Consider the following 20,639-nt stretch of genomic DNA (forward strand, 5'->3'; position numbering starts at 1 on the left):
CTGGTGACCGCCCGTAGCTAAGGTGGCGGCGTGATCTCCGGCCGCGCCGTCTCCCAGAGCGCCACCCTGGCCCGGCTGGGGTTTGCTGACCCGCCACGGGCGGCGCAGCTACTGGCAGACCCGGCGCTGGCCGGGCTGGTGGACCCCTTCGACGACGTCTTCAGCGACGGCCTGCCCGACGCCCTCGGCGCCGTGGCGGACCCCGATCTGGCCCTGCTCAGCCTCGTGCGGCTCATGGAGGCGCTTCGCTCCTCGGAGCCACGCCGACGGGACCTGGAGTCGGAGGCCGCCACGACGGTCTCCGGACTGGTCGCCGCCCTTCGCCGTCCGGGGGAGGCGCGTGACCGGCTGCTGGCCGTCCTGGGCGCCTCCGCAGCATTGGGAGACCACCTCGTCGCGCACCCGGAGCACTGGCGCAGCGTGGCGCACGCGCAGCCCAGCACGCCGCAGGACCGCATCGCCGAGCTGGTCGCGGCGGTGAGCGAACCGGGGGAGCACACCGCGTACGACGCGCTGCGCATCGGCTACCGGCGGCAGCTGCTGGGCATCGCCGCGCTCGACCTGACCTCCGGCGACCCGGAACGCGCCCTGCCGGAGGCGGCCGCCGCGCTGGCCGACCTGGCCGAGGCGGCTCTGGAGGCTGCGCTGGTGGTCGCGCGCAGCAACGTCGGCGAGGCGGCCGACCTGTGCGACTTCGCCGTGATCGGCATGGGGAAGACGGGGGGCCGGGAGCTGAACTACGTCAGTGACGTGGACGTCATCTTCGTCGCGGAGCCCCGTGCGGGCGTCGCCGAGCCGGAGGCGATCGCGGCGGCCACCGCCCTCGCGACGCAGCTCATGCGGGCCTGCTCCACGTCGACCGGGCAGGGCACCCTGTGGCCGGTGGACGCCGCGTTGCGGCCGGAGGGCAAGAACGGGCCGCTGGTGCGCACGATCGAGAGCCACCGCACCTACTACGAGCGCTGGGCCAAGACGTGGGAGTTCCAGGCCCTGCTGAAGGCGCGTCCGGTCGCCGGCGACCGTGCCCTCGGCGAGGCCTACCTGCAGGCGGTGGAGCCGATGGTCTGGCGGGCAGCCTCCCGGGACAACTTCGTCGAGGACGTCCAGGCCATGCGGCGCCGGGTGGAGCAGCATGTGCCGCCGGGCGAGGCCGACCGCCAGCTGAAGCTGGGTCCGGGCGGCCTGCGTGACGTGGAGTTCAGCGTGCAGCTGCTGCAGCTCGTCCACGGTCGGTCCGACGACTCTCTGCGCTCCGGCACCACCCTGGAGGCGCTCGAGGCGCTGGCGCTCGGCGGGTACGTCGGCCGTGAGGACGCCGCGACCCTGGACGCCGCCTACCGTCTGCTGCGCGCGTTGGAGCACCGCATCCAGCTGTTCCGGCTCCGCCGCACCCATCTCATGCCCACGGCGGACGCCGACCTGAGGCGCCTGGGCAGGGCGCTGGGGCACCGCTCGGACGCGGCGAGCGCAGTGGTGGACCAGTGGCAGCAGCAGGCCCGGGAGGTCCGCCGGATCCACGAACGACTGTTCTACCGCCCCTTGCTCGCCGCCGTCGCCCGGCTCAGCAGCAGCGAGGCGCGGCTGGCCCCGGAGGCGGCCCGGGAGCGTCTCGGCGCCCTCGGCTTCCGCGACCCCGCGGGGGCGATGCGGCACCTGGAGGTCTTGACGGCGGGCGTGAGCCGCCGCTCGGCGATCCAGCGCACCCTCCTGCCGGTGATGCTGGGCTGGTTCGCCGACGAGGCCGACCCGGACGGCGGCCTGCTGGCCTTCCGCAAGGTCAGCGAGGAGCTGGGGTCGACACACTGGTACCTACGGCTGCTGCGGGACGAGGGCTCCGCCGCCGAGCGGCTAGCCCACACCCTGGCTCGCAGCCGCTACGCCGCGGAGCTGCTGCTGGGTGCGCCCGAGTCCGTCGCGCTGCTCGGCGACCCTGGAGGCCTCGTGCCGTTGTCGCGGGAGGACCTCAGCAGACGGATGAGGGCCGTGGCGGGTCGCCAGGACGACCCCGACAAGGCCGTCCGCGCCGCACGCAGCATCCGCCGTCAGGAGCTGTTCCGCATCGCCGTGGCGGACCTCGCCGGACAGCTCGACCTGGCCGGGGTGGGGCGGGCGCTCACCGACCTCACCGCGGCGCTCCTCGAGGCGGCGCTGTCCGTGGCGGTGCGAGCGGTCGAGAGCAGGCGCGGTCCACTGGCGACCCGGCTGCTGGTCGTGGGGATGGGACGTCTCGGTGGCGCCGAGGTGGGGTACGCCTCGGACGCGGACGTCCTCTTCGTGCACGACCCGATGCCGGGGGCCGGCCCGCAGGAGGCCGCCGAGGTCCTTGCCCAGGAACAGGCGCTGGAGACCGTCCAGGAGCTGCGGCGGCTGCTCGGCGTCGCGGGGCCCGACCCCCAGCTCGGCGTCGACGCCGACCTGCGACCCGAAGGCAAGAACGGACCGCTCGTCAGGAGCCTGGCGAGCTACCGGACCTACTACGGCCGCTGGTCCCTGACCTGGGAGTCCCAAGCCCTCCTCCGCGCGTGTCCGGTCGCGGGTGACGAGGAGCTCGGGGCACAGTTCCTCGAGCTTGTCGACCCGCTGCGGTGGCCTCAGGGTGGTCTGGACGCGACGCAGGTGCGGGAGATCCGGAGGCTGAAGGCGCGGATGGAGTCGGAGCGGCTGCCTCGCGGCGCCGACCCGAAGAGCCACTTCAAGCTCGGCCGAGGCGGGCTCTCGGACGTCGAGTGGACCGTCCAGCTCCTGCAGCTCCAGCACGCGTACGAGGTGCCGGGTCTGCGAACCACGAGCACCCTGCCGGCCCTGGAGGCGGCTCTCGACGCCGACGTGGTGAGCGGGGCGCACGCCGACGCCCTGCGCGAGGCCTGGACCTTCGCCTCCCGGCTCCGCAACGCCTCGGTGCTCTATCGCGGGCGCCCCGTCGAGAGCGTGCCGTCCGACCTGCGGGTCGCCGACGGGGTGAGCCGCATCCTCGGGGGCGAGCCGGGAAGCGGAGCCGAGCTGGCAGAGTCGTACCGCAAGGTGGCACGCCACGCCCGCGCCGTCGTCGAGGCTGACTTTTACGGCGCCACCTAGCGAGGTACCGTCGCCCCATGGTGAGCGACAGACGGGGCGAGGTCTCGGTCCCGTCGTTTCGCGAGGTGCTCCGTGCCCCGGTGTTCCTGCCCGTGTTCCTCGCCTCGACACTCTCCACCTGGGGCGACTACATCGCTCGTATCACCGTCGCCGCGGTGGTCTTCAGCTGGACCGGCTCCGCCCTGGCCACCGCGGCCACATTCGCCGTCTCCCTCGTCCCGAGCATTCTCGGGCGGGCCCTCCTGTCCCCCCTGTGTGACCGGCTCGCGCCCCGTACCTGCCTGGTCGGCACGCACCTGATCCGGGCGGTCCTCGTCGGTTGCCTCGTGGCTGCGGTGACAGCCACCCGGTCGGTGGCGCTGGTGCTGGTGCTGCTGTTCGTTCTCGAGTTCGTCGGTGGTCCGGCCATCACGGCCAGCCAGATCCTGCTCACCGACCTCTTCCCGGACCGACGCCTCTACGCGCGAGCCTTCGGGCTCACCACACTGGCCACCCAGGTCAACCAGGCGATCGGACTGGCGCTCGGTGGGGTGATCGTGGGCCGGACGGGCGACGTGAACGCCCTGGCCCTTGACCTCGCCACGTTCCTCATCGGCGCGGCAGTGCTCTGGATGGTGGCCCCGCGGCGGTCCGAGGTCCCGCCCGAGGAGCAGAAGCTCGCCGGGCTGGTGGGCGACCTCGCCCAGGGCTGGCGCGAGATCCGGCGCAGCCGCGTGCTGACGATCCTGCTCGTCGTCTCACTGGCCAGCGCGCTCGCCATCGCCGCCCCGGAAGCCGTCGCCCTGCCGTACGCCAGCGGTCACAACGGCTCGCCGACCTGGGGTGGCTTCCTCATGGCCGCACCGATCCTCGGCACGGTGGTGGGTCTCATCCTCATCGGGCGCCGGCCCGCCGAGCATCAGACCCAGCTCGTCATGCGGCTCGCGCTGCTCACGCCGCTGCCGCTCCTGGTCACCATCGTCGAACCGCCGCTGACTTCGGTCTGGGCCGCCTGGTTCGTCTGCGGCGCCCTCCAGGCCTACATGCTGCCGCTCCAGTCCGCGTTCACCCTCCTCGTGCCGCTGGCGATGCGTGGCCGGGTGTTCGGGCTCGCCGGAGCCCTGTCCGTAGGCGTGACCGGTCTGTGCTTCCTGCTCGCGGGGTGGATCTCGGAGCGCACTTCGCCCGCCGCCTCGGTCGGGGTCTGCGCCGTCATCAGCCTCGGCGTGCTGGTGCTGCTCGCCGCGCGGTGGCCACGCGAGGAGATCTCCGCGGCGCTCGAGGCCACCTTCGACCCCGAGGTGGAGGGGACCCCGCCGCCCTCCACCCGGCAGCCCGAGGACGGCATACCGCGTCCCATGACGAGGCCGGGCGGCCTTTCCGGGGGTTGAGACCAGGCGAGGTGGCCCTACGGCCGACACCTAGACTTGGGTCATGATGTCCACGATCGACCTGAGGGGGCGTGCCCTCGGGGCCCGCGAGCTGCGCCGGCTCCTGCCGCGCGCCGAGTTCGACGTGGCGGCGGCCGTGGAGACCGTGCGCCCCATCTGTCTGGACGTCCAGCATCGCGGTGCGCAGGCGCTCTACGAGCTCGGCGAGCGGTTCGACGGGGTCCGTCCGCCGTCGCTGCGCGTGCCGGCCACCGTCCTGTCCGCTGCCCTCGCGGCGCTCGACCCGCAGGTGCGGGCTGCGCTGGAGGAGTCGGTCCGTCGGGCCCGCCTGGTGCACGAGGAGCAGCGCCGCTCCACCGTCACGACCACGGTCGTGCCGGGAGGCGAGGTGACCGAGCGCTGGGTCCCGGTGGACCGGGTCGGCCTCTACGTCCCCGGTGGCCGCGCCGTCTACCCGTCCAGCGTCGTGATGAACGTGGTACCCGCGCAGATCGCGGGCGTCGGTTCCCTGGCCGTGGCGTCCCCGCCGCAGCGCGAGAACTCCGGCGTGTTCGCGGGCTACCCGCACCCCACGATCCTGGCCGCCTGCGAGCTGCTGGGCGTCGACGAGGTGTATGCCGTCGGGGGAGCGCAGGCGGTGGCCGCGTTCGCCTACGGCTTCGACGACGCCTCCACCGGCTCGACGGTGGTCTGCGAGCCGGTCAGCCTCGTCACCGGTCCAGGGAACATCTACGTGGCTGCAGCCAAGCGGTTCTTGAAGGGCGTCATCGGCATCGACGCCGAGGCCGGCCCGACCGAGATCGCCATCCTGGCCGACGACACAGCAGACCCGGCCCATGTCTCCGCCGACCTCGTCTCCCAGGCCGAGCACGACCCGCAGGCGGCCTCCGTCCTCGTCACCTCCTCCCAGGCGCTCGCCGAGGCCGTGGCCACGGACCTCGAGCACCGAGTGGCGTCCACCAAGCATGCCGACCGCGTGCGACAGGCCCTGTCCGGCCGTCAGTCGGGGGTCGTCCTCGTCGACGACCTCGACGCCGGCCTCGCCGTCGTCAACGCGTATGCCGCCGAGCACCTGGAGCTGCAGGTCGCCGATGCACCGGCCGTGAGCGACCGGGTCCGCAACGCTGGCGCGATCTTCGTGGGGCCGCACTCGCCGGTGAGCCTGGGCGACTACGTCGCCGGGTCCAACCACGTGCTGCCGACGGGAGGCTGCGCGTGCCACAGCAGCGGCCTGTCGGTCCAGACGTTCCTGCGCGGCGTCCACGTGGTCAGCTACACCCGGCAGGCTCTGGAGGAGGTCGCCGGCCACGTCGTGGCCCTCGCCCAAGCCGAGGACCTGCCCGCCCACGGCGAGGCGGTCCAGGTGCGCTTCGCACACGAGGCGGCCCAGGTTCCCGCCGTCGACGAGGTATGAGCGCGCCGATGACCGACACCGTAAGCGCCGCAGCCGACCGGGTCGAGAGCATCCAGCGACTGCTGCGCCCGGACCTGCGCGGCGGCACACCCTACGGGGCCCCGCAGCTCGACGTGCCGGTGCGCCTCAACACCAACGAGAACTCGTATCCCGTCCCGCCGGAGGTCGTCGACGACATCACCCAGGCCGTGGCCACCGTCGCGGTCGACCTCAACCGCTACCCCGACCGGGAGTTCACGGCGCTGCGCACCGCTCTCGCCGCGTACCTGAGTGAGGCCACCGCCGGGAACACGGTCGGGGACCCAGTCGAGGGCACTGACGAGGGCACTGACGAGGGCACTGACGAGGGCATGGACGAGGGCACGGACCGGGGCACGGTCGGGGTCCGTCCCGAGCAGGTGTGGGCCGGCAACGGGTCCAACGAGGTGCTCCAGCACCTCGTCCTCGCGTTCGGCGGCCCGCAGCGGGTGGCGCTGGGCTTCACCCCGGCGTACTCCATGCACCCCATCATCAGCGCCTCGGTCGGCACGACCTGGGTGGACGGGCTTCGCGGGCAGGGTGGGGAGCCGTTCGACCTGACCGTGTCGTCGGCGGTGGCCCAGGCCCGCGACCACCAGCCGCACCTCGTGTTCCTGTGCTCGCCCAACAACCCCACCGGGACCGCACTGGACCTCGACGTGGTGGAGGCCGTGTACGCCGCGGCGGAGCGCGCGGTGGTCGTGGTCGACGAGGCCTACGCCGAGTTCGCCCGCCCGGGTACGCCGAGCGCCCTGACGCTGCTGCCCGGAAGGCCCAGGCTGGTCGTCACCCGCACCATGAGCAAGGCGTTCGCCTTCGCCGGTGGCCGCCTGGGGTACCTGGCCGCAGACCCGGCCCTCGTAGACGCCCTGAGACTGGTGCGCCTGCCCTACCACCTGTCCAGCCCGACGCAGGCGATCGCCCTGGCGGCGTTGCGGCACTCCGGCACCATGCTCGGGACCGTCGAGGTCATCAAGGAGCAGCGCGACCGGATGGTCACCCGCCTCGCCGAGCTGGGCTACGCGCCGGTTCCGAGCGACGCCAACTTCGTGCTGTTCGGCGGACTCCGCGACGCCGCCCAGACCTGGCGCGACCTTCTCGACCGAGGAGTGCTCGTCCGCGACGTGGGCATCCCGCACTATCTTCGTGTCACGGCCGGGACCCCGGCCGAGACCGACGCGTTCCTGGCCGCCATGGCGCAGGTCGCGGCCCTCGCACCGGACAGGAGCACGTTGTGACCTCGGGTGACCGCACCGTCTCGCTGAGCCGCTCGACCTCGGAGTCGAGCGTCGAGCTGGAGCTCGACCTCGACGGCACGGGAGCGTCGGACATCCGAACGGGCGTGCGGTTCTACGACCACATGCTCGCCTCGCTCGCCAAGCACTCCCTCTTCGACCTCAAGGTCAAGGCCACCGGCGACGTCGACGTGGACGCGCACCACACGGTCGAGGACGTGGCCATCGTCCTGGGAGACGCGCTGCGCGAGGCTCTCGGCGACAAGAGCGGCATCTCGCGGTTCGGCGACGCCACCGTGCCCCTGGACGAGGCTCTGGTGCAGGCCGTGGTCGATGTCGCGGGGCGGCCGTACGTCGTCCACACCGGGGAGCCCGAGGGCCAGCAGTACGTCGTCATCGGCGGCAGCTACGTCGGGTCCCTGACGCGCCACGTCTGGGAGTCCTTCGCGGGCCGGGCGGGCATTGCGCTCCATGTGCGGGTCCTGTCCGGCCGGGACCCGCACCACATCGTCGAGGCGCAGTTCAAGGCGGTCGCGCGCGCCCTCCGGGCCGCGGTGGCGCGCGACTCCCGCGTCACGGGCGTCCCGAGCGCGAAGGGCAGCCTCTCCACGTGAGCGTCCCGTGGCAGTCCGCGGGCGAGTCACGCGGGCTGCTCCTGGTGCATGGTGAGCCCCGGCGCGTGTCGAGCTGGGTCCGTGGCGGGCTGGTGGCCTGCGACGTGGTCGAGCGCGGACCGTGGACGGTGCTGCTCCCGGCCGAGCCCTTCTCCCGTGCCGCGCCGCCGTACGACGACGCCCTCGGCGTCCTCGTGTCGCGGCCGGTGCCTCGGCGGCTGCGTCCTGCGCTGGGGTTCCTGGTGGTGGACGACCGCGCCCTCGTCACCGTGCAGCCCGGTGGCTGGGCCGTGCGTCGACGCTGGGTGGCCTGGGAGCCCGGGACCGGGGTGGTGCGCGTCCCAGGCTGGGACCTGGCGTCCCCGCGGGCCCTGGCCACGGCGGCCGCGGGCGCCGGCGCTCCGGGTCTGGCCGCGGCGGTCGCCGCGGTGCTCGCAGACCGCACCGGCGACGCCCAGTGGATGATGGACCGGCTGCTGGGGGCGTTGCGGCTGCCCGGCGCAGGGCTGCTCAGCCACGGGGAGGAGATCCTCGGCACGGTCGTGCGGCCCAGTGCCCGGGCGGTGGCGAGGTTCGACGCACGCATGACTGACCAGGCGCGGCATCGCGCGGAGCTGGAGGAGGGCTGATGAGCAGGGCCGGCAGGGTGGTGGTGTTCGACTATGGCAGCGGCAACGTCCGCTCGGCCGTGCGTGCGCTGGAGCACGTCGGCGCCACGGTCGAGCTGACGGGCGACCGTGCGGCCGCGCTGGCCGCGGACGGGCTCTTCGTTCCAGGCGTGGGGAACTTCCACGCCTGCATGTCGGGGCTGCGCGCGGCGGACGGTCCGCTGGTCATCGACCTCCGGCTGTCCGGCGGCCGGCCGGTACTCGGCGTGTGCGTGGGGATGCAGGTGCTCTTCGACGGCTCAGAGGAGCCGTCCGCGGACCCGCAGGAAGGGCTGGGGGAGTGGCCCGGCACCGTGTCCCGCCTGGTCGCCGACGTGGTGCCGCACATGGGCTGGTCGGAGGTCACGCCGCCGTCCGGCACCCGCCTCTTCGCCGGGCTGGAGGGGGAGCGCTTCTACTTCGTCCACTCCTACGCCGTCCAGCACTGGTCGATGCAGGCCCCCACCGGTGCGTTCGCCGCGGTGGCGCCGAAGCTCACCTGGTCCGAGCACGGCCGCCCCTTCCTCGCCGCGGTCGAGAACGGGCCGTTGTCCGCCACGCAGTTCCACCCGGAGAAGTCCGGTGAGGCGGGCCTGGGGTTGCTCGAGAACTGGGTCAAGTCGCTGTGACCCCATCCCGGCCGTCTGCTCGGCCCACCACCTCGGAGGAAGCCGCATGACCGACACACCCCGCCTGGAGTTGCTGCCCGCCGTCGACGTGGCGGGCGGCGAGGCGGTCCAGCTCGTCCAGGGCGTCGCCGGCACGGGGGGCAGGTTCGGCGACCCCTGGGAGGCGGCACTGGCCTGGCAGGAGGAGGGAGCCGAGTGGCTGCACCTCGTGGACCTCGATGCCGCGTTCGGCAGGGGCTCCAACCGCCAGCTCGTCGCCGACATCGTCGGACGGCTGGACATCGACGTGGAGCTCAGCGGCGGGATCCGCGATGCGGCGTCGCTGCAGGCAGCGCTCGCGACCGGGTGCCGGCGGGTGAACCTCGGCACTGCGGCGCTGGAGGACCCTGAATGGACCGCGCGGGCGATCGCCGAGCACGGCGACCGCGTGGCCGTGGGCCTGGACGTCAGGGGCACGACCCTGGCGGCTCGTGGCTGGACGCAGGAGGGGGGCGACCTGTGGGAGACCCTGGACCGCCTCGACCGCGAGGGGTGCGCCCGGTACGTCGTCACGGACGTGAACAAGGACGGGATGCTCAAGGGCCCCAACCTGGAGCTGCTCCAGGAGGTGTGTCGTCGGACCGCCCGTCCGGTCGTCGCCTCCGGCGGGGTGTCCACCCTGGAGGACGTGGCTGCTCTTCGACGTCTGGTCCCGCAGGGCGTGGAGGGGGCCATCGTCGGCTCCGCCCTCTACCGCGGGTCGTTCACGCTGCCCGACGCGCTCGACGTGGCCGGGCGCCCGTGAGCGACGCCCGGGACTCGGCAGGGCTCCCGTTCGGCGGGCGGCGGGTGACCGACACGGGGTTCGGCGCCGACACCGGCGACGCCGACCCGGCCCTGCTGACCGCGCTGGACGACCGGGCGGACGAGACGTCGCTCATGCGGGCCCTCACGCTCGCGCGGCTGCTGGTGCCCGTGGTCGCCGAACCGGCGGAGCTCGACTCCTGCGGCGCGCTGCCGGTCGAGAAGAAGACGGACCTGGCGGTGGTCACGCTCGTGGCCCCGGACGGCGTGCGGGCGCTGCCGGTCTTCACCTCCCTGCAAGAGCTGGCCCGGTGGGACCCGGATGCCCGGCCGGTCCCTGTCACGGCGGCGCGGGCCGCCCAGGCCGCGGTGAGCGAACGATGCGACGTCATGGTGCTGGACGTCGCCGGTGACCGGCCGCTGTCCTTGCGTCCCAGCATGGTCTGGGCGCTCGCGCAGCAGCGCGACTGGCTACCGGCTCACGAGGACCCCACGGTGGCCGCCGCGGTGGCGACCGCACTGCAGGACCAGCCCGAGGTCCTGGGCCACGAGCTCGGCACCGGCGAGCCTGGAGCCGGCATCCTGCGGATCTCCCTGACACTGGCGCCAGGGCTCCTGGCAGACACGGTGAGGTCGGTGGCTACGACGGTCGGCGAGCGGCTGGCGACGGACGGGGAGCTCCGAGCACGCATCGACGGGCTCGCCTTCTCCATCCGCTAAGCAGTTCCCCGGCCCTCTCGGCGCCTCCGGGGCCTCGGGGGTCATAACCCGGTTGGCCGCTGTCGGTGCCGCCTGGGACAGTACGGGGGTGAACGTCGCCCGTGCCCGCTACAGCCGCGTCCTGGCCAGCAGCCGGCTGCGGCAGGCGCTGGTCCTCGGCTTCCTCGTGCGCATCCCCATATTCGGGGGCGGCGTGGTGCTGACGCTGCACGTCGTCTCCAGCCTGCACCGCGAGTATGCCGCCGCGGGCCTGGTCTCGGCGGCGGCGACCGTCGCGATCGCGGTGAGCGGGCCCTGGCGAGGCCGGCTCCTCGACCGCATGGGGCTGCGCCGAGTGGTCGTCCCCTCGATCGTCGTGGCCGCCGGCTGCTGGTCGGTGGCACCTTTCGTGGGCTACTGGTGGCTTCTGACGCTCGCCGCTCTGGCGGGCCTCTTCGTCATCCCGTCGTTCTCGATCATCCGTCAGGCGGTGATCGCCGCGGTGCCCGAGGACGACCGCCGCACGGCCATCTCGCTGGACTCGGTCGCCGTCGAGCTGTCGTTCATGGTGGGGCCTGCGGCAGGGGTATGGGCGGCGACCGTGTGGCCGACGCGATGGGTGCTCTTCTGGTTCGAGATGCTCGGCGTGGCTGCGGGCGTGCTGCTGTGGGTCGCCAACCCGGTCCTCCACGACGAGGCCGCGGAGCCGGTCGACGACGAGGGCGTCCCCGGGTCGGGCAGCGTGGTCGTGGCCCGGGCGTCCTGGTTCCGCCCCCGGTTCGTCGCGATCTGTCTGGGCGCCGCCGCGACGACCGTGGTGCTCGGCGGCTCCGACATTGCCATCGTGGCCGCGCTGCGAGACTTCGGGGCGCAGCCCGCCATCGGGTGGGTGCTCGCCATCTGGGGGTTCGGCTCCCTGGTCGGCGGTCTGGTCTACGGCGGACTGCGGCGCTCCGTCTCCGCATTCTGGCTGCTGGGAGCCCTCGCGCTCGTGACGGCCCCGATGGCTCTGGCGACGGGGGCCGGGTCCCTTGCCGCCCTGTCGTTCGTGGCCGGTCTGCTCTGCGCTCCCACCATCACCGCCACCGTGGACCAGGTGAGCCGCGTGGTGCCTGCGGCGGCCCGGGGGGAGGCGATGGGCTGGCACGGCTCGTTCATGACGTCGGGCATGGCCTTGGGGGCGCCGGCTGCGGGCTTCGCCATCGACCGTCAGGGCTGGGGAGCGGGGTTCACGGTGGTGGCCGGGCTGGGGCTGCTCGCGGCAGTCGTCGGAGCGGCCGCCACGTCCGGCCGCGCGGCGCGCACCCGCCTTGCCGTGCGGTCTGCCGGACGCAGCGACACCGCACCGGTCCGCTGAGGAGGTGCGTGGTCTCAGACCACCGATCCCGTCAGCTTCTCGCCGGGTCCCTGTCCGGGCGGGTCCGCGACGACGGAGGCTTCGCGGAACGCCAGCTGCAGCGACTTCAGGCCGTCGCGCAGCGGTGCCGCATGCTGGCTTCCGAGGTCCGGGGCGGCGGCGGTCACCAGCCCCGCCAGGGCGGAGATGAGGCGGCGCGCCTCATCGAGGTCAAGGTACTCCCGGGCGCCCGGCCCCTCGGCCAGTCCGCACTTCACCGCGGCGGCGCTCATCAGGTGGACGGCCGCGGTGGTGATGACCTCCACCGCGGGCACGTCCGCGATGTCCCGGGTGGCCCGGGCCGCCTCACCCTCGTGCGGGGGGCGGGCAGCGGTGGCGGAGCCGGCGGTCCGGCCGCCCTCGGGATTGGGTTTTTCCGTCGTCACGCTGGTAGCCTTGCAGATCGACCGGCCGTGTCCTCTCTCGGGTGACCTAGCGTCGCCCGGTGGCGGGCACGGTGTGCAAGAGAAGCAGCACCTGCTTCCACCCGCGTCCGACCTTATGGTCGCCGGGTCCACGAGGTCACCGAGGCGTAGGCCGCGGGCGTCAGCCCTGCGGCATACCTGCTCGGTGGGCTTGTCATCGGATCAGGTGAGGCTTCTCCCGCAACGGCGGCGAGGAGCCTCTTCTCGTTGCTGCGGCCGACAGACCTACGCAGAGGAGCACCAACATCAGCGAGCCTCGCATCAACGACCGCATTCGGGTCCCCGAAGTGCGGTTGGTTGGCCCCAACGGAGAACAGGTCGGCATCGTGCGCGTGGAAGACGCGCTGCGTCTCGCCGCCGAGGCCGACCTCGACCTCGTCGAGGTCGCCCCGATGGCCAAGCCTCCGGTGGCCAAGCTCATGGACTTCGGCAAGTTCAAGTACGAAGCAGCACTGAAGGCGCGGGAAGCACGCAAGAACCAGGTCAACACGGTCATCAAGGAGATCAAGCTCCGACCCAAGATCGACCCGCACGACTACGGCACCAAGAAGGGCCACGTCGAGCGGTTCCTCAAGGGCGGGGACAAGGTCAAGGTGACGATCATGTTCCGCGGCCGCGAGCAGTCGCGGCCCGAGCTGGGGTTCCGGCTGCTGCAGCGCCTGGCCGAGGACGTCCTGGAGCTTGGCACCGTGGAGTCCGCACCCAAGCAGGACGGTCGCAACATGATCATGGTCCTGGCTCCGACCAAGAAGAAGTCCGAGGCGATGGCCGAGCAGCGTCGGGCGCGCACGAGCAGCGGCCCTACGACGAGTGCGGACGCCGGCGCAGCGGACCAGCCCGCGGCGGCAGAGCCGCAGGAAGCCCCGCAGGCCGCGCCCACACCGGCCGAGTAGGCCCCACGAACGTTCCGTACCACCGTTCCATCACCAGGTCCCGCGTCACGGCGCAGGATCGACGACAGCTAGGAGATCGGCAGCCATGCCGAAGATGAAGACGCACTCCGGTGCCAAGAAGCGCTTCCGCCTCACGGGGAAGGGCAAGGTCATGCGTGAGCAGACCAACGGCCGCCACTACCTCGAGCACAAGTCCTCGCGCTACACCCGTTCGATCGCGAACGACGTCGAGGTCTCCAAGCCGGACGCCAAGAAGGTCAAGAAGCTCCTCGGCCGCTGAGCCGAGCCCATCCACCCATTGTTTGGCCGGGCTCAGCACGCAGCCTCGCAAGCAGCTAGACAGCAAGGAGAACTCACGTGGCACGCGTGAAGCGGGCGGTCAACGCCCAGAAGAAGCGCCGGGTCGTCCTCGAGCGGGCCAGCGGCTACCGCGGACAGCGGTCGCGCCTCTACCGGAAGGCCAAGGAGCAGGTCACCCACAGCCTCGGCTACGCCTACCGCGACCGTCGCGCGAAGAAGGGCGACTTCCGCCGCCTGTGGATCCAGCGCATCAACGCCGGCGCTCGCGCCAACGGCATGACCTACAACCGCTTCATCCAAGGCCTCAAGGCCGCGGAGGTCGAGGTGGACCGCCGCATGTTGGCCGAGCTGGCCGTCAGCGACGAGGCCGCCTTCGCCGCCCTGGTGGACATCGCCCGGGCCAACGTGCCGGCGACCGCCGACGCGGCCGCGAGCGCCTGAACCGGCCCTGAGCCGTCTCCCCGAGCGCCGGGACGTGCCCCAGCCGCCCACCCCTGTGACCAGCTCGAGGTCCGACCGGGTGAAAGCGGTACGGGCGCTGTCCCGGCGCTCGGTGCGTGAGCGGACTGGGCGCTTCCTCGTGGAAGGCCCCCAGTCGGTGCGCGAGGTCGTGCGGTACCACCCCACCGCGGTCCTGGACCTCTACCTCACCGCCGAGGCGGCCGGGCGGCACGACGACATCGTCGCGCACGCCCACGCCGCGGGGCTGCGCCCGCAGCTCGTGAGCGACGACGTGCTAGCGGCGATGTGCGACACCCCGTCGCCTCAAGGGCTCGCCGCCGTGTGCCGGCTCCTGACCGCGGCGCTCGACGACGTGCTGGCCTCGGCTCCCGCGCTGCTCGTGCTGCTGACGAACGTCCGGGACCCCGGCAACGCGGGGACGGTGGTCCGGGGCGCGGACGCCGCAGGGGCCGACGCGGTCCTGGTCAGCGAGGCCTCGGTGGACGTCTTCGGGCCCAAGGTGGTGCGTTCCACCGCGGGGTCGCTGTTCCACCTGCCGGTCGTGACGGGCCTCGGCATCGAGCAGACCATCGCCCGCTTGCGGGGAGCGGGCCTGCGGGTGCTGGCAGCCGACGGTGCCGGTCCGGCGCTCCTTCCGGAGGTGGACCTCGGACGTCCACACGTCTGGGTCCTGGGGAACGAGGCGTGGGGGCTGGACCCGCAGGTGCTCGAGCTGTGCGACGAGGTGGTGCGGGTGCCGATCTACGGCAAGGCGGAGTCGCTCAACCTTGCGATGGCTGCCACCGTCTGTCTCTACACGTCCGCCGCGGCACAGAGAGGCTAGGGTTCGCCGCATGGACTTCCGGCCCGGCTCCATCCTCCCGCCAGACCGCGCGGCGATGGCGAGCGAGCTGCTGCCGGACGGCATGATCGCGGCCGAGGCCGACGCGAAGGTGAGCTTCCTCAACCGGCGGGCCATCCAGGTGCTCGGCATGGACCCGGGAGACCTCGTCGGGCGCGACATCCGCAAGGCGCTGGTCCTGCGCGACGGCGACGGCACGGACTGGTGGGAGGTCACCGATCCCTGGCGCGGCCTCAACATCCGCACCGGTCACCGCGAGAAGTTCCTCGTCGTCGAGGGGGGCGCCGAGGTGCTCGTCACCGCTAAGTACCTCCGGCCGGGGCGCAACCAGCCGGTCAACCGCGTCATCCTGATGCTGCGCGACGCGGAGGCGCGGCGGCGGCTGGAGGCGGACCACGCGGCCCTCATCTCCACCGTGGCCCACGAGCTCCGTTCGCCGCTGACGTCGGTGAAAGGGTTCTCCTCCACGCTGCTGCGGCGCTGGGAGCGCTTCACCGACGACCAGAAGCGGCTGATGATCGAGACCATCGAGGCCGACGCAGACCGGGTCACCCGGCTCATCACCGAGCTGCTCGACGTCTCGCGCATCGACGCGGGTCGGCTCCAGATCCGCCCGCTGCCGGTGGACGTGTCGGCCGTATACGGCCGGCACGTCGAACGGGCCGTGGCCAGCGGGTACGACCGCGAGCGCTTCACCATCGACGTGCCGTCGGACCTTCCCGAGGTCTGGGCCGACCCGGACCGGCTCGACCAGATCCTCTCGAACCTCATCGAGAACTGCTTCCGGCACGGCGAGGGAGTGGTCACCCTGGCCGCCCGCCCCTCCAGCGGTGACGCGCAGGAGGTGCTCGAGGCCAAGGGCCACACCGCCACGGGCGTTGACCTCCTGGTCAGCGACGAGGGCAAGGGAATCGCCGCGGACCACCGCGACCTCGTGTTCAGCCGGTTCTGGCACGGGTCGGGGCGGGGCAGCACCGGTCTCGGGCTGTACGTGGTCAAGGGCCTCGTGGAGGCCCACGGCGGACGCGTCCACGTGGAGTCCGCGCCCAGCGGCGGGGCCCTGTTCCGGCTGAGCCTGCCGTCCGAGCCGCCGGACTATCTCGCCTGAGCCCCGCGTCTGACCTCTCGGCGGACGATACTCGGTTGCGCCGGCGCGACGGTGGGGCGCAGGCTTGCCGTATGAGTGGCCACAGCCGGCGATTTACCGCGCCTTCGGACGCGGCTTCCGCGCTGCGCTGAGGGCACCACCGAACAGGTCGCCACGGAGGGTCGCAGGACCGCTCCACGAGCCGACCGTCGGCATCCTCGCGCCTCGCCCACCGCCTCCGGAGGCTTTCCCGAAGCGCCCTAGACTTCGGTGCGCCGCGCCGACGAGCAGAGTGGATGACGATGTCTGGACCGAACAAGCAGTACGACCCTGTCGAGGTGGCCACCCTCGACCCCGAGGCCGTCGAGCGAGCCGTCGAGGAGGCGCTGGAGGCGATCCGGGGCGCCGGTTCCCTGGAGGAGCTCAAGGCCGTCCGGCTGGCGCACCACGGTGAGAAGAGTGCCCTGGCCCTGGCCAACCGGGAGATCGGCGCCCTGCCTCCGAGCGCCAAGGCGGAGGCGGGCAAGCGGGTGGGTCAGGCCCGCGGGCGCGTCGCCCAGGCGATCGCCTGGCGTCTGGCGGAGCTGGAGAGGCTGCGCGACGAGCGCATCCTCGTGGAGGAGACGCAGGACCTCACGGTCCGCGTTCCCCGCCACCGGCTCGGCGCGAGGCACCCGATCAGCCTGGTCACCGAACGGGTGGAGGACATCTTCGTGGCCATGGGCTGGGAGATCGCCGAAGGCCCGGAGATCGAGTCGGAGTGGCTCAACTTCGACGCCCTCAACATCGGCGCCGACCACCCGGCCCGGGGCGAGGCGGACACCTTCTTCGTCGCCCCCGCCGGCTCGGGACTGGTGCTGCGCACCCATACCTCTCCCGTGCAGGTCCGGACCATGCTGGACCGTACCCCGCCGATCTACGTCCTGTGCCCTGGCAAGGTGTTCCGGACCGACGACCTCGACGCGACCCATACCCCCGTCTTCCACCAGTTCGAGGGCCTGGTCGTCGACGAGGGGATCACCATGGCGCACCTCAAGGGCACGTTGGACGCCTTCGTGCAGCGGCTCTTCGGCGACGGCATCGTCACCAGGCTACGCCCCAACTACTTCCCCTTCACCGAGCCCAGCGCCGAGATCGACTGCCAGTGCTGGGTCTGCGGTGGCGAGGACCCGGGGTGCCGGACCTGTGGTGGCACGGGCTGGATCGAGCTCGGCGGCTCCGGGATGGTCAACCAGCGGGTCCTGCGTGCCTCGGGGATCGACCCGGAGCGCTACACCGGCTTCGCGTTCGGGCTCGGGATCGAGCGCTCCCTCATGCTGCGGCACGGCGTCGCCGACATGCACGACATCGTCGAGGGAGACGTCCGCTTCTCCCGCCAGTTCGGAATGGAGATCTGATGTACGCGCCGGTGTCCTGGCTGCGCGAGCTCGCTGACGTGCCGGCCGGCGCGTCGGGGTCCGACGTGGCCGCCGCCCTCGTCAGGGTCGGTCTGGAGGAGGAGGGGCTCAGTGGGGGCGACCTCTCCGGTCCCATCCTCGTCGGTCGCGTGCTGTCGGTCGAGGCGGAGCCGCAGAAGAACGGCAAGACCATCAGGTGGTGCACCGTCGACGTCGGCCAGCACGGGCAGATGCTCACCGAGGGCAAGCCGCAGGAGATCGTCTGCGGCGCGCACAACTTCGACGTGGGCGACCTCGTGGTGTGCGTGCTTCCCGGGGGCGTCCTGCCGGGCGGGTTCGAGATCTCGGCCCGCAGGACCTATGGGCACGTCTCGCAGGGGATGATCTGCTCCGCCCGCGAGCTGGGGCTCGGGGACGACCACGAGGGCATCGTGGTGCTGACCGAGCTGCTGGGAGCCGAAGCGGCGGAGGACCTCAAGCCCGGTGACGACGCCATCGCCCTGCTGGGGCTCGCCGACGAGGTCGTCGAGGTCAACGTCACCCCGGACCGCGGCTACTGCTTCTCGATGCGCGGCATCGCTCGCGAGTACGCCCTGTCGACTGGGGTGGCGTTCCGCGACCCGGCGGACGTCCACGTCGCAGCGGCGAACGAGCAGGGGTATCCGGTGCACCTCACCGACGAGGCGCCCATCGACGGCCGTGACGGCTGCGACCGGTACGTCGCCCGCGTCGTCCGGGGCGTGGACGTGGCCGCGCCCACCCCGCGCTGGATGCAGAAGCGACTGACGCAGCTCGGCATGCGTGCCATCTCCCTGCCGGTCGACGTCACGAACTACGTCATGATGCTCGTCGGCCAGCCGCTGCACGCCTTCGACCTGGCGACCTTGTCCGGGTCGGTGGGCACCCGCCGCGCCAGATCGGGCGAGGAGCTCACCACGCTCGATGGCGTGACCCGGTCGCTGGAGCCGCAGGACCTGCTGATCGTCGACGGGGCCGACACCCCGCTGGCGGTCGCCGGTGTCATGGGCGGGGCGTCCAGCGAGGTCTCCGACACCACCACCGACATCCTCGTGGAGGCCGCTCACTTCGACCCCGTCACTGTGGCTCGGTCCTCGCGTCGTCACCGGCTCACCACCGAGGCGTCGAAGAGGTTCGAGCGGGGGGTGGACCCCGGGGTCACGGCTGCTGCGGCGCAGCTGGCCGTCGACCTCCTCGTCCAGTATGGCGGGGGAGCGCCCGACGAGGGCGTGACGGACGTCGACCGCCGCGTCGCCTCGTCGCCGTTCACCTTCGATACCACGCTGCCGACCCGCTACGTGGGGCTGGAGTACTCCCGCGACGAGGTGCTCGCCACGCTCGGCGCCATCGGCTGTGCCGTGCAGGACACGGGCGCGGACGTCGTCACCGTCCGCTCCCCGTCCTGGCGGCCGGACCTGGTGGACGGACCGGACCTGGTGGAGGAGGTCGCGCGGGTCCGGGGGTACGACGAGATCCCCTCGGTGCTTCCCCTGCCCAAGGCGGGCGGCGGCCTCACCCATGCGCAGCGAGTACGCCGGCTGGTGGCAGCGACCCTGGCACAGCAGGGGCTCGTCGAGGTGCTCAGCTACCCCTTTGTGGGACAGGACCTGTTCGACCGGTTGGGCTATGAGCCGGCAGACCCGCGTCGCCGGACGGAGACCCTGCTCAACCCGCTCTCGGAGGAGGCTCCGCTGATGCGCACCTCCGTCCTGGACAGCCTCGTGGAGGTGCTTCGGCGCAACGTCGCCCGGGGGGCCAGGGACGTGGGGCTCTACGAGCTCGGTGCGGTGACGGTGGGCCGAGGAGCGGCGCAGGCAGCACCGGTCCCGGGGACCGACTCCAAGCCGGACGCGGAGACCCTGGCGGGGATCCGCGGGGCAGTGCCCGCACAGCCGCTTCATGCGGCGCTGGTCGCCTCCGGCGATGCGGAGCCCGGCGGCCCCTGGGGCCCAGCACGTGCGGTGGAGGCGTCCGACGCCGTGTCGTGGGCGCTGGCGGTGTGTGCGGCCCTCGGGGTGGACCCGGTGGTGGCGTCCGCCTCCACCGCCCCCTGGCATCCCGGGCGGTGCGCCCTCATCTCGATGCGCGACGGGACGGTCCTGGGCCATGCCGGGGAGCTGCACCCGAAGGTGACCGCCGCGCTCGAGCTGCCGCCCCGGACGGTGGCCGCCGAGCTCGACGTCGAGGCTCTCGTCTCGGTGACCGGTGCGGCCGTGCAGGCGGTCCCGTTGTCGACCTACCCCATGGCGCACACCGACGTCGCCCTCGTCGTGGACGAGACCGTGCCGGCCGCGTCCGTCGAGTCGGCGTTGCGCGACGGTGCCGGGCCGGACCTGGAGTCCTTGGTGCTCTTCGACGTCTACCACGGGGAGCAGGTCGGAGCTGGCCGGAAGTCGGTCGCCTACCGCCTGACCTTCCGGGCCGGGGACCGCACGCTGAAGACCGAGGAGGTCAGCGTCCTGCGCGACCGGGCCGTCGCCTCGGCCGCGTCCCGCGTCGGGGCGGTGCAACGGTGAGCCCCCGCGTCGCGGTGGTGACCGGCGCTTCGCGCGGCATCGGCCACCACATCGCGGTGGCCTTGGAGGCAGCGGGGTATGCGGTCGAGCGCGGTTCGGCCGCCGTCGCGGACGTCACGGAGCCAGCGGCGGTCGAGAGGTGGGTGGCCGGCATCCTGCGCAGCCATGACCGCGTGGACCTGCTGGTCAACAACGCGGGCGTCATCGACGACGAGGTGCCACTGCACGAGTCCGACCCGGACCAGTGGTGGCGCACGATGGAGGTGAACGTGCGCGGGCCCTACCTGATGACGCGCGCCCTGATGCCCCATCTGGTCGCCTCCGGCGGTGGCCGGGTCATCAACGTGAACAGCGGTTCGGCGACGCACCCCGGTCAGGTGGCCTCTGCCTACAACGCCAGCGAGACCGCGCTGGCACGGGTCACCGGTTCGACCCACGAGGCTGGCCGGCCGTACGGGGTCAGGGCCTTCGACCTGGCCCCCGGCGTGGTGCGCACCGACATGACCGCCTCGATGCAGTCCCATGTCGGCCGGACGCAGTGGACGTCGCCCCGCGAGGTCACGGATCTCGTGCTGGCTCTCGCCGACGGTCGCCTCGACGCCTGGTCGGGACGACTGGTGCGCGCCGGTCACGACACCCCGCAGAGCCTGGCTCGCAAAGCCGCGCAAGGGCTGGACGAGGCGGATCGCACCATCACGCTGGTGACCTGGGGCGAGGACGACCCGCTGCGCTGAAGGGGTGACCGGAGCGAGTCCGCGGTGCCTGCCTCGGTGCATACTGCCTCGGTGCATACCTTCCCGTTGTGGTGTATATTCATGCA

At 72.5% G+C, this 20,639-nt stretch carries 19 protein-coding genes; 18 read left to right on the forward strand and 1 reads right to left on the reverse strand.

Features of this window, described 5'->3' with window-relative positions:
• Nucleotides 1-30 precede the first annotated feature (30 nt).
• The 10 genes from PHA84_RS09240 (at nucleotide 31) to PHA84_RS09285 (ending at nucleotide 11,841) form a co-directional block, all read left to right on the forward strand.
• Entirely contained in the window at nucleotides 31-3,075 is a 3,045-nt protein-coding gene (locus PHA84_RS09240) for a bifunctional [glutamine synthetase] adenylyltransferase/[glutamine synthetase]-adenylyl-L-tyrosine phosphorylase (RefSeq protein WP_270887804.1), read from the forward strand.
• A 17-nt stretch (nucleotides 3,076-3,092) separates the two neighbouring features.
• Nucleotides 3,093-4,445, forward strand: a complete 1,353-nt coding sequence (locus PHA84_RS09245) for an MFS transporter (protein WP_270887805.1) — start codon at nucleotides 3,093-3,095, stop codon at nucleotides 4,443-4,445.
• Between the two features lie 43 nt (nucleotides 4,446-4,488).
• The gene (gene hisD, locus PHA84_RS09250) at nucleotides 4,489-5,859 is read left to right on the forward strand and encodes a histidinol dehydrogenase (RefSeq protein WP_270887806.1); all 1,371 of its coding nucleotides are present in this window, start codon (nucleotides 4,489-4,491) and stop codon (nucleotides 5,857-5,859) included.
• A gap of 8 nt (nucleotides 5,860-5,867) precedes the next feature.
• Nucleotides 5,868-7,115 (forward strand): histidinol-phosphate transaminase, encoded by a 1,248-nt coding sequence (locus tag PHA84_RS09255; protein ID WP_270887807.1) that lies wholly within the window; start codon nucleotides 5,868-5,870, stop codon nucleotides 7,113-7,115.
• Entirely contained in the window at nucleotides 7,112-7,726 is a 615-nt protein-coding gene (gene hisB, locus PHA84_RS09260) for an imidazoleglycerol-phosphate dehydratase HisB (RefSeq protein WP_270887808.1), read from the forward strand. Before PHA84_RS09255 ends, hisB begins: the two co-directional genes overlap by 4 nt.
• A complete protein-coding gene (locus tag PHA84_RS09265; RefSeq protein ID WP_270887809.1) occupies nucleotides 7,723-8,355 on the forward strand; it encodes a hypothetical protein in 633 nt (210 codons plus the stop codon). The genes hisB and PHA84_RS09265 overlap by 4 nt, the downstream gene beginning before the upstream one ends.
• The gene (gene hisH / locus PHA84_RS09270) at nucleotides 8,355-9,002 is read left to right on the forward strand and encodes an imidazole glycerol phosphate synthase subunit HisH (RefSeq protein WP_270887810.1); all 648 of its coding nucleotides are present in this window, start codon (nucleotides 8,355-8,357) and stop codon (nucleotides 9,000-9,002) included. Before PHA84_RS09265 ends, hisH begins: the two co-directional genes overlap by 1 nt.
• Nucleotides 9,003-9,048: 46 nt before the next feature.
• Nucleotides 9,049-9,786, forward strand: a complete 738-nt coding sequence (gene priA, locus PHA84_RS09275; RefSeq protein ID WP_270887811.1) for a bifunctional 1-(5-phosphoribosyl)-5-((5-phosphoribosylamino)methylideneamino)imidazole-4-carboxamide isomerase/phosphoribosylanthranilate isomerase PriA — start codon at nucleotides 9,049-9,051, stop codon at nucleotides 9,784-9,786.
• Entirely contained in the window at nucleotides 9,783-10,505 is a 723-nt protein-coding gene (locus tag PHA84_RS09280) for an SseB family protein (protein ID WP_270887812.1), read from the forward strand. The genes priA and PHA84_RS09280 overlap by 4 nt, the downstream gene beginning before the upstream one ends.
• Before the next feature lie 88 nt (nucleotides 10,506-10,593).
• Complete coding sequence (locus tag PHA84_RS09285) at nucleotides 10,594-11,841, forward strand: MFS transporter (RefSeq protein ID WP_270887813.1); 1,248 nt, start codon at nucleotides 10,594-10,596, stop codon at nucleotides 11,839-11,841.
• Nucleotides 11,842-11,855: 14 nt separating this feature from the next.
• Here the strand turns inward: PHA84_RS09285 and PHA84_RS09290 are convergent, their stop codons facing one another.
• On the reverse strand, nucleotides 11,856-12,266 hold the full coding sequence (locus PHA84_RS09290) for a DUF1844 domain-containing protein (protein ID WP_442952861.1): 411 nt from the start codon (nucleotides 12,264-12,266) through the stop codon (nucleotides 11,856-11,858).
• A 326-nt stretch (nucleotides 12,267-12,592) separates the two neighbouring features.
• Here PHA84_RS09290 and infC point away from each other — a divergent pair, with 326 nt between their 5' ends.
• The 8 genes from infC (at nucleotide 12,593) to PHA84_RS09330 (ending at nucleotide 20,553) form a co-directional block, all read left to right on the forward strand.
• Nucleotides 12,593-13,198 (forward strand): translation initiation factor IF-3, encoded by a 606-nt coding sequence (infC, locus tag PHA84_RS09295; RefSeq protein ID WP_442952862.1) that lies wholly within the window; start codon nucleotides 12,593-12,595, stop codon nucleotides 13,196-13,198.
• A gap of 85 nt (nucleotides 13,199-13,283) precedes the next feature.
• Nucleotides 13,284-13,478 carry a 50S ribosomal protein L35 gene (rpmI, locus tag PHA84_RS09300; RefSeq protein ID WP_270887814.1) on the forward strand — a complete coding sequence of 65 codons (195 nt, stop codon included), beginning with the start codon at nucleotides 13,284-13,286 and terminating at the stop codon, nucleotides 13,476-13,478.
• A 77-nt stretch (nucleotides 13,479-13,555) separates the two neighbouring features.
• Complete coding sequence (gene rplT, locus PHA84_RS09305) at nucleotides 13,556-13,939, forward strand: 50S ribosomal protein L20 (RefSeq protein ID WP_270887815.1); 384 nt, start codon at nucleotides 13,556-13,558, stop codon at nucleotides 13,937-13,939.
• 79 nt (nucleotides 13,940-14,018) lie between these two features.
• Nucleotides 14,019-14,783 (forward strand): TrmH family RNA methyltransferase, encoded by a 765-nt coding sequence (locus PHA84_RS09310; protein WP_270887816.1) that lies wholly within the window; start codon nucleotides 14,019-14,021, stop codon nucleotides 14,781-14,783.
• 10 nt (nucleotides 14,784-14,793) lie between these two features.
• Nucleotides 14,794-15,909, forward strand: coding sequence for a sensor histidine kinase (locus PHA84_RS09315; RefSeq protein ID WP_270887817.1), 1,116 nt, complete (start codon nucleotides 14,794-14,796; stop codon nucleotides 15,907-15,909).
• A 281-nt stretch (nucleotides 15,910-16,190) separates the two neighbouring features.
• Nucleotides 16,191-17,285: a phenylalanine--tRNA ligase subunit alpha gene (pheS, locus tag PHA84_RS09320; protein WP_270887931.1), complete on the forward strand. Its 1,095-nt coding sequence runs from the start codon at nucleotides 16,191-16,193 to the stop codon at nucleotides 17,283-17,285.
• Complete coding sequence (gene pheT / locus PHA84_RS09325; protein ID WP_270887818.1) at nucleotides 17,285-19,819, forward strand: phenylalanine--tRNA ligase subunit beta; 2,535 nt, start codon at nucleotides 17,285-17,287, stop codon at nucleotides 19,817-19,819. Before pheS ends, pheT begins: the two co-directional genes overlap by 1 nt.
• The gene (locus tag PHA84_RS09330) at nucleotides 19,816-20,553 is read left to right on the forward strand and encodes an SDR family oxidoreductase (protein ID WP_270887819.1); all 738 of its coding nucleotides are present in this window, start codon (nucleotides 19,816-19,818) and stop codon (nucleotides 20,551-20,553) included. Before pheT ends, PHA84_RS09330 begins: the two co-directional genes overlap by 4 nt.
• Nucleotides 20,554-20,639 lie beyond the last annotated feature (86 nt).

Source organism: Pedococcus sp. 5OH_020 (assembly GCF_027812955.1).
Classification (GTDB): Bacteria; Actinomycetota; Actinomycetes; order Actinomycetales; family Dermatophilaceae; genus Pedococcus.

Bases quoted from the DNA above. Each gene is read 5' to 3' on its own strand.
- hisD (WP_270887806.1), top strand. From the start codon at position 4,489: ATGATGTCCACGATCGACCTGAGGGGGCGTGCCCTCGGGGCCCGCGAG.
- pheS (WP_270887931.1), top strand. From the start codon at position 16,191: ATGTCTGGACCGAACAAGCAGTACGACCCTGTCGAGGTGGCCACCCTC.
- hisH (WP_270887810.1), top strand. From the start codon at position 8,355: ATGAGCAGGGCCGGCAGGGTGGTGGTGTTCGACTATGGCAGCGGCAAC.
- PHA84_RS09245 (WP_270887805.1), top strand. From the start codon at position 3,093: ATGGTGAGCGACAGACGGGGCGAGGTCTCGGTCCCGTCGTTTCGCGAG.
- PHA84_RS09255 (WP_270887807.1), top strand. From the start codon at position 5,868: ATGACCGACACCGTAAGCGCCGCAGCCGACCGGGTCGAGAGCATCCAG.
- priA (WP_270887811.1), top strand. From the start codon at position 9,049: ATGACCGACACACCCCGCCTGGAGTTGCTGCCCGCCGTCGACGTGGCG.
- PHA84_RS09315 (WP_270887817.1), top strand. From the start codon at position 14,794: ATGGACTTCCGGCCCGGCTCCATCCTCCCGCCAGACCGCGCGGCGATG.
- rpmI (WP_270887814.1), top strand. From the start codon at position 13,284: ATGCCGAAGATGAAGACGCACTCCGGTGCCAAGAAGCGCTTCCGCCTC.
- pheT (WP_270887818.1), top strand. From the start codon at position 17,285: ATGTACGCGCCGGTGTCCTGGCTGCGCGAGCTCGCTGACGTGCCGGCC.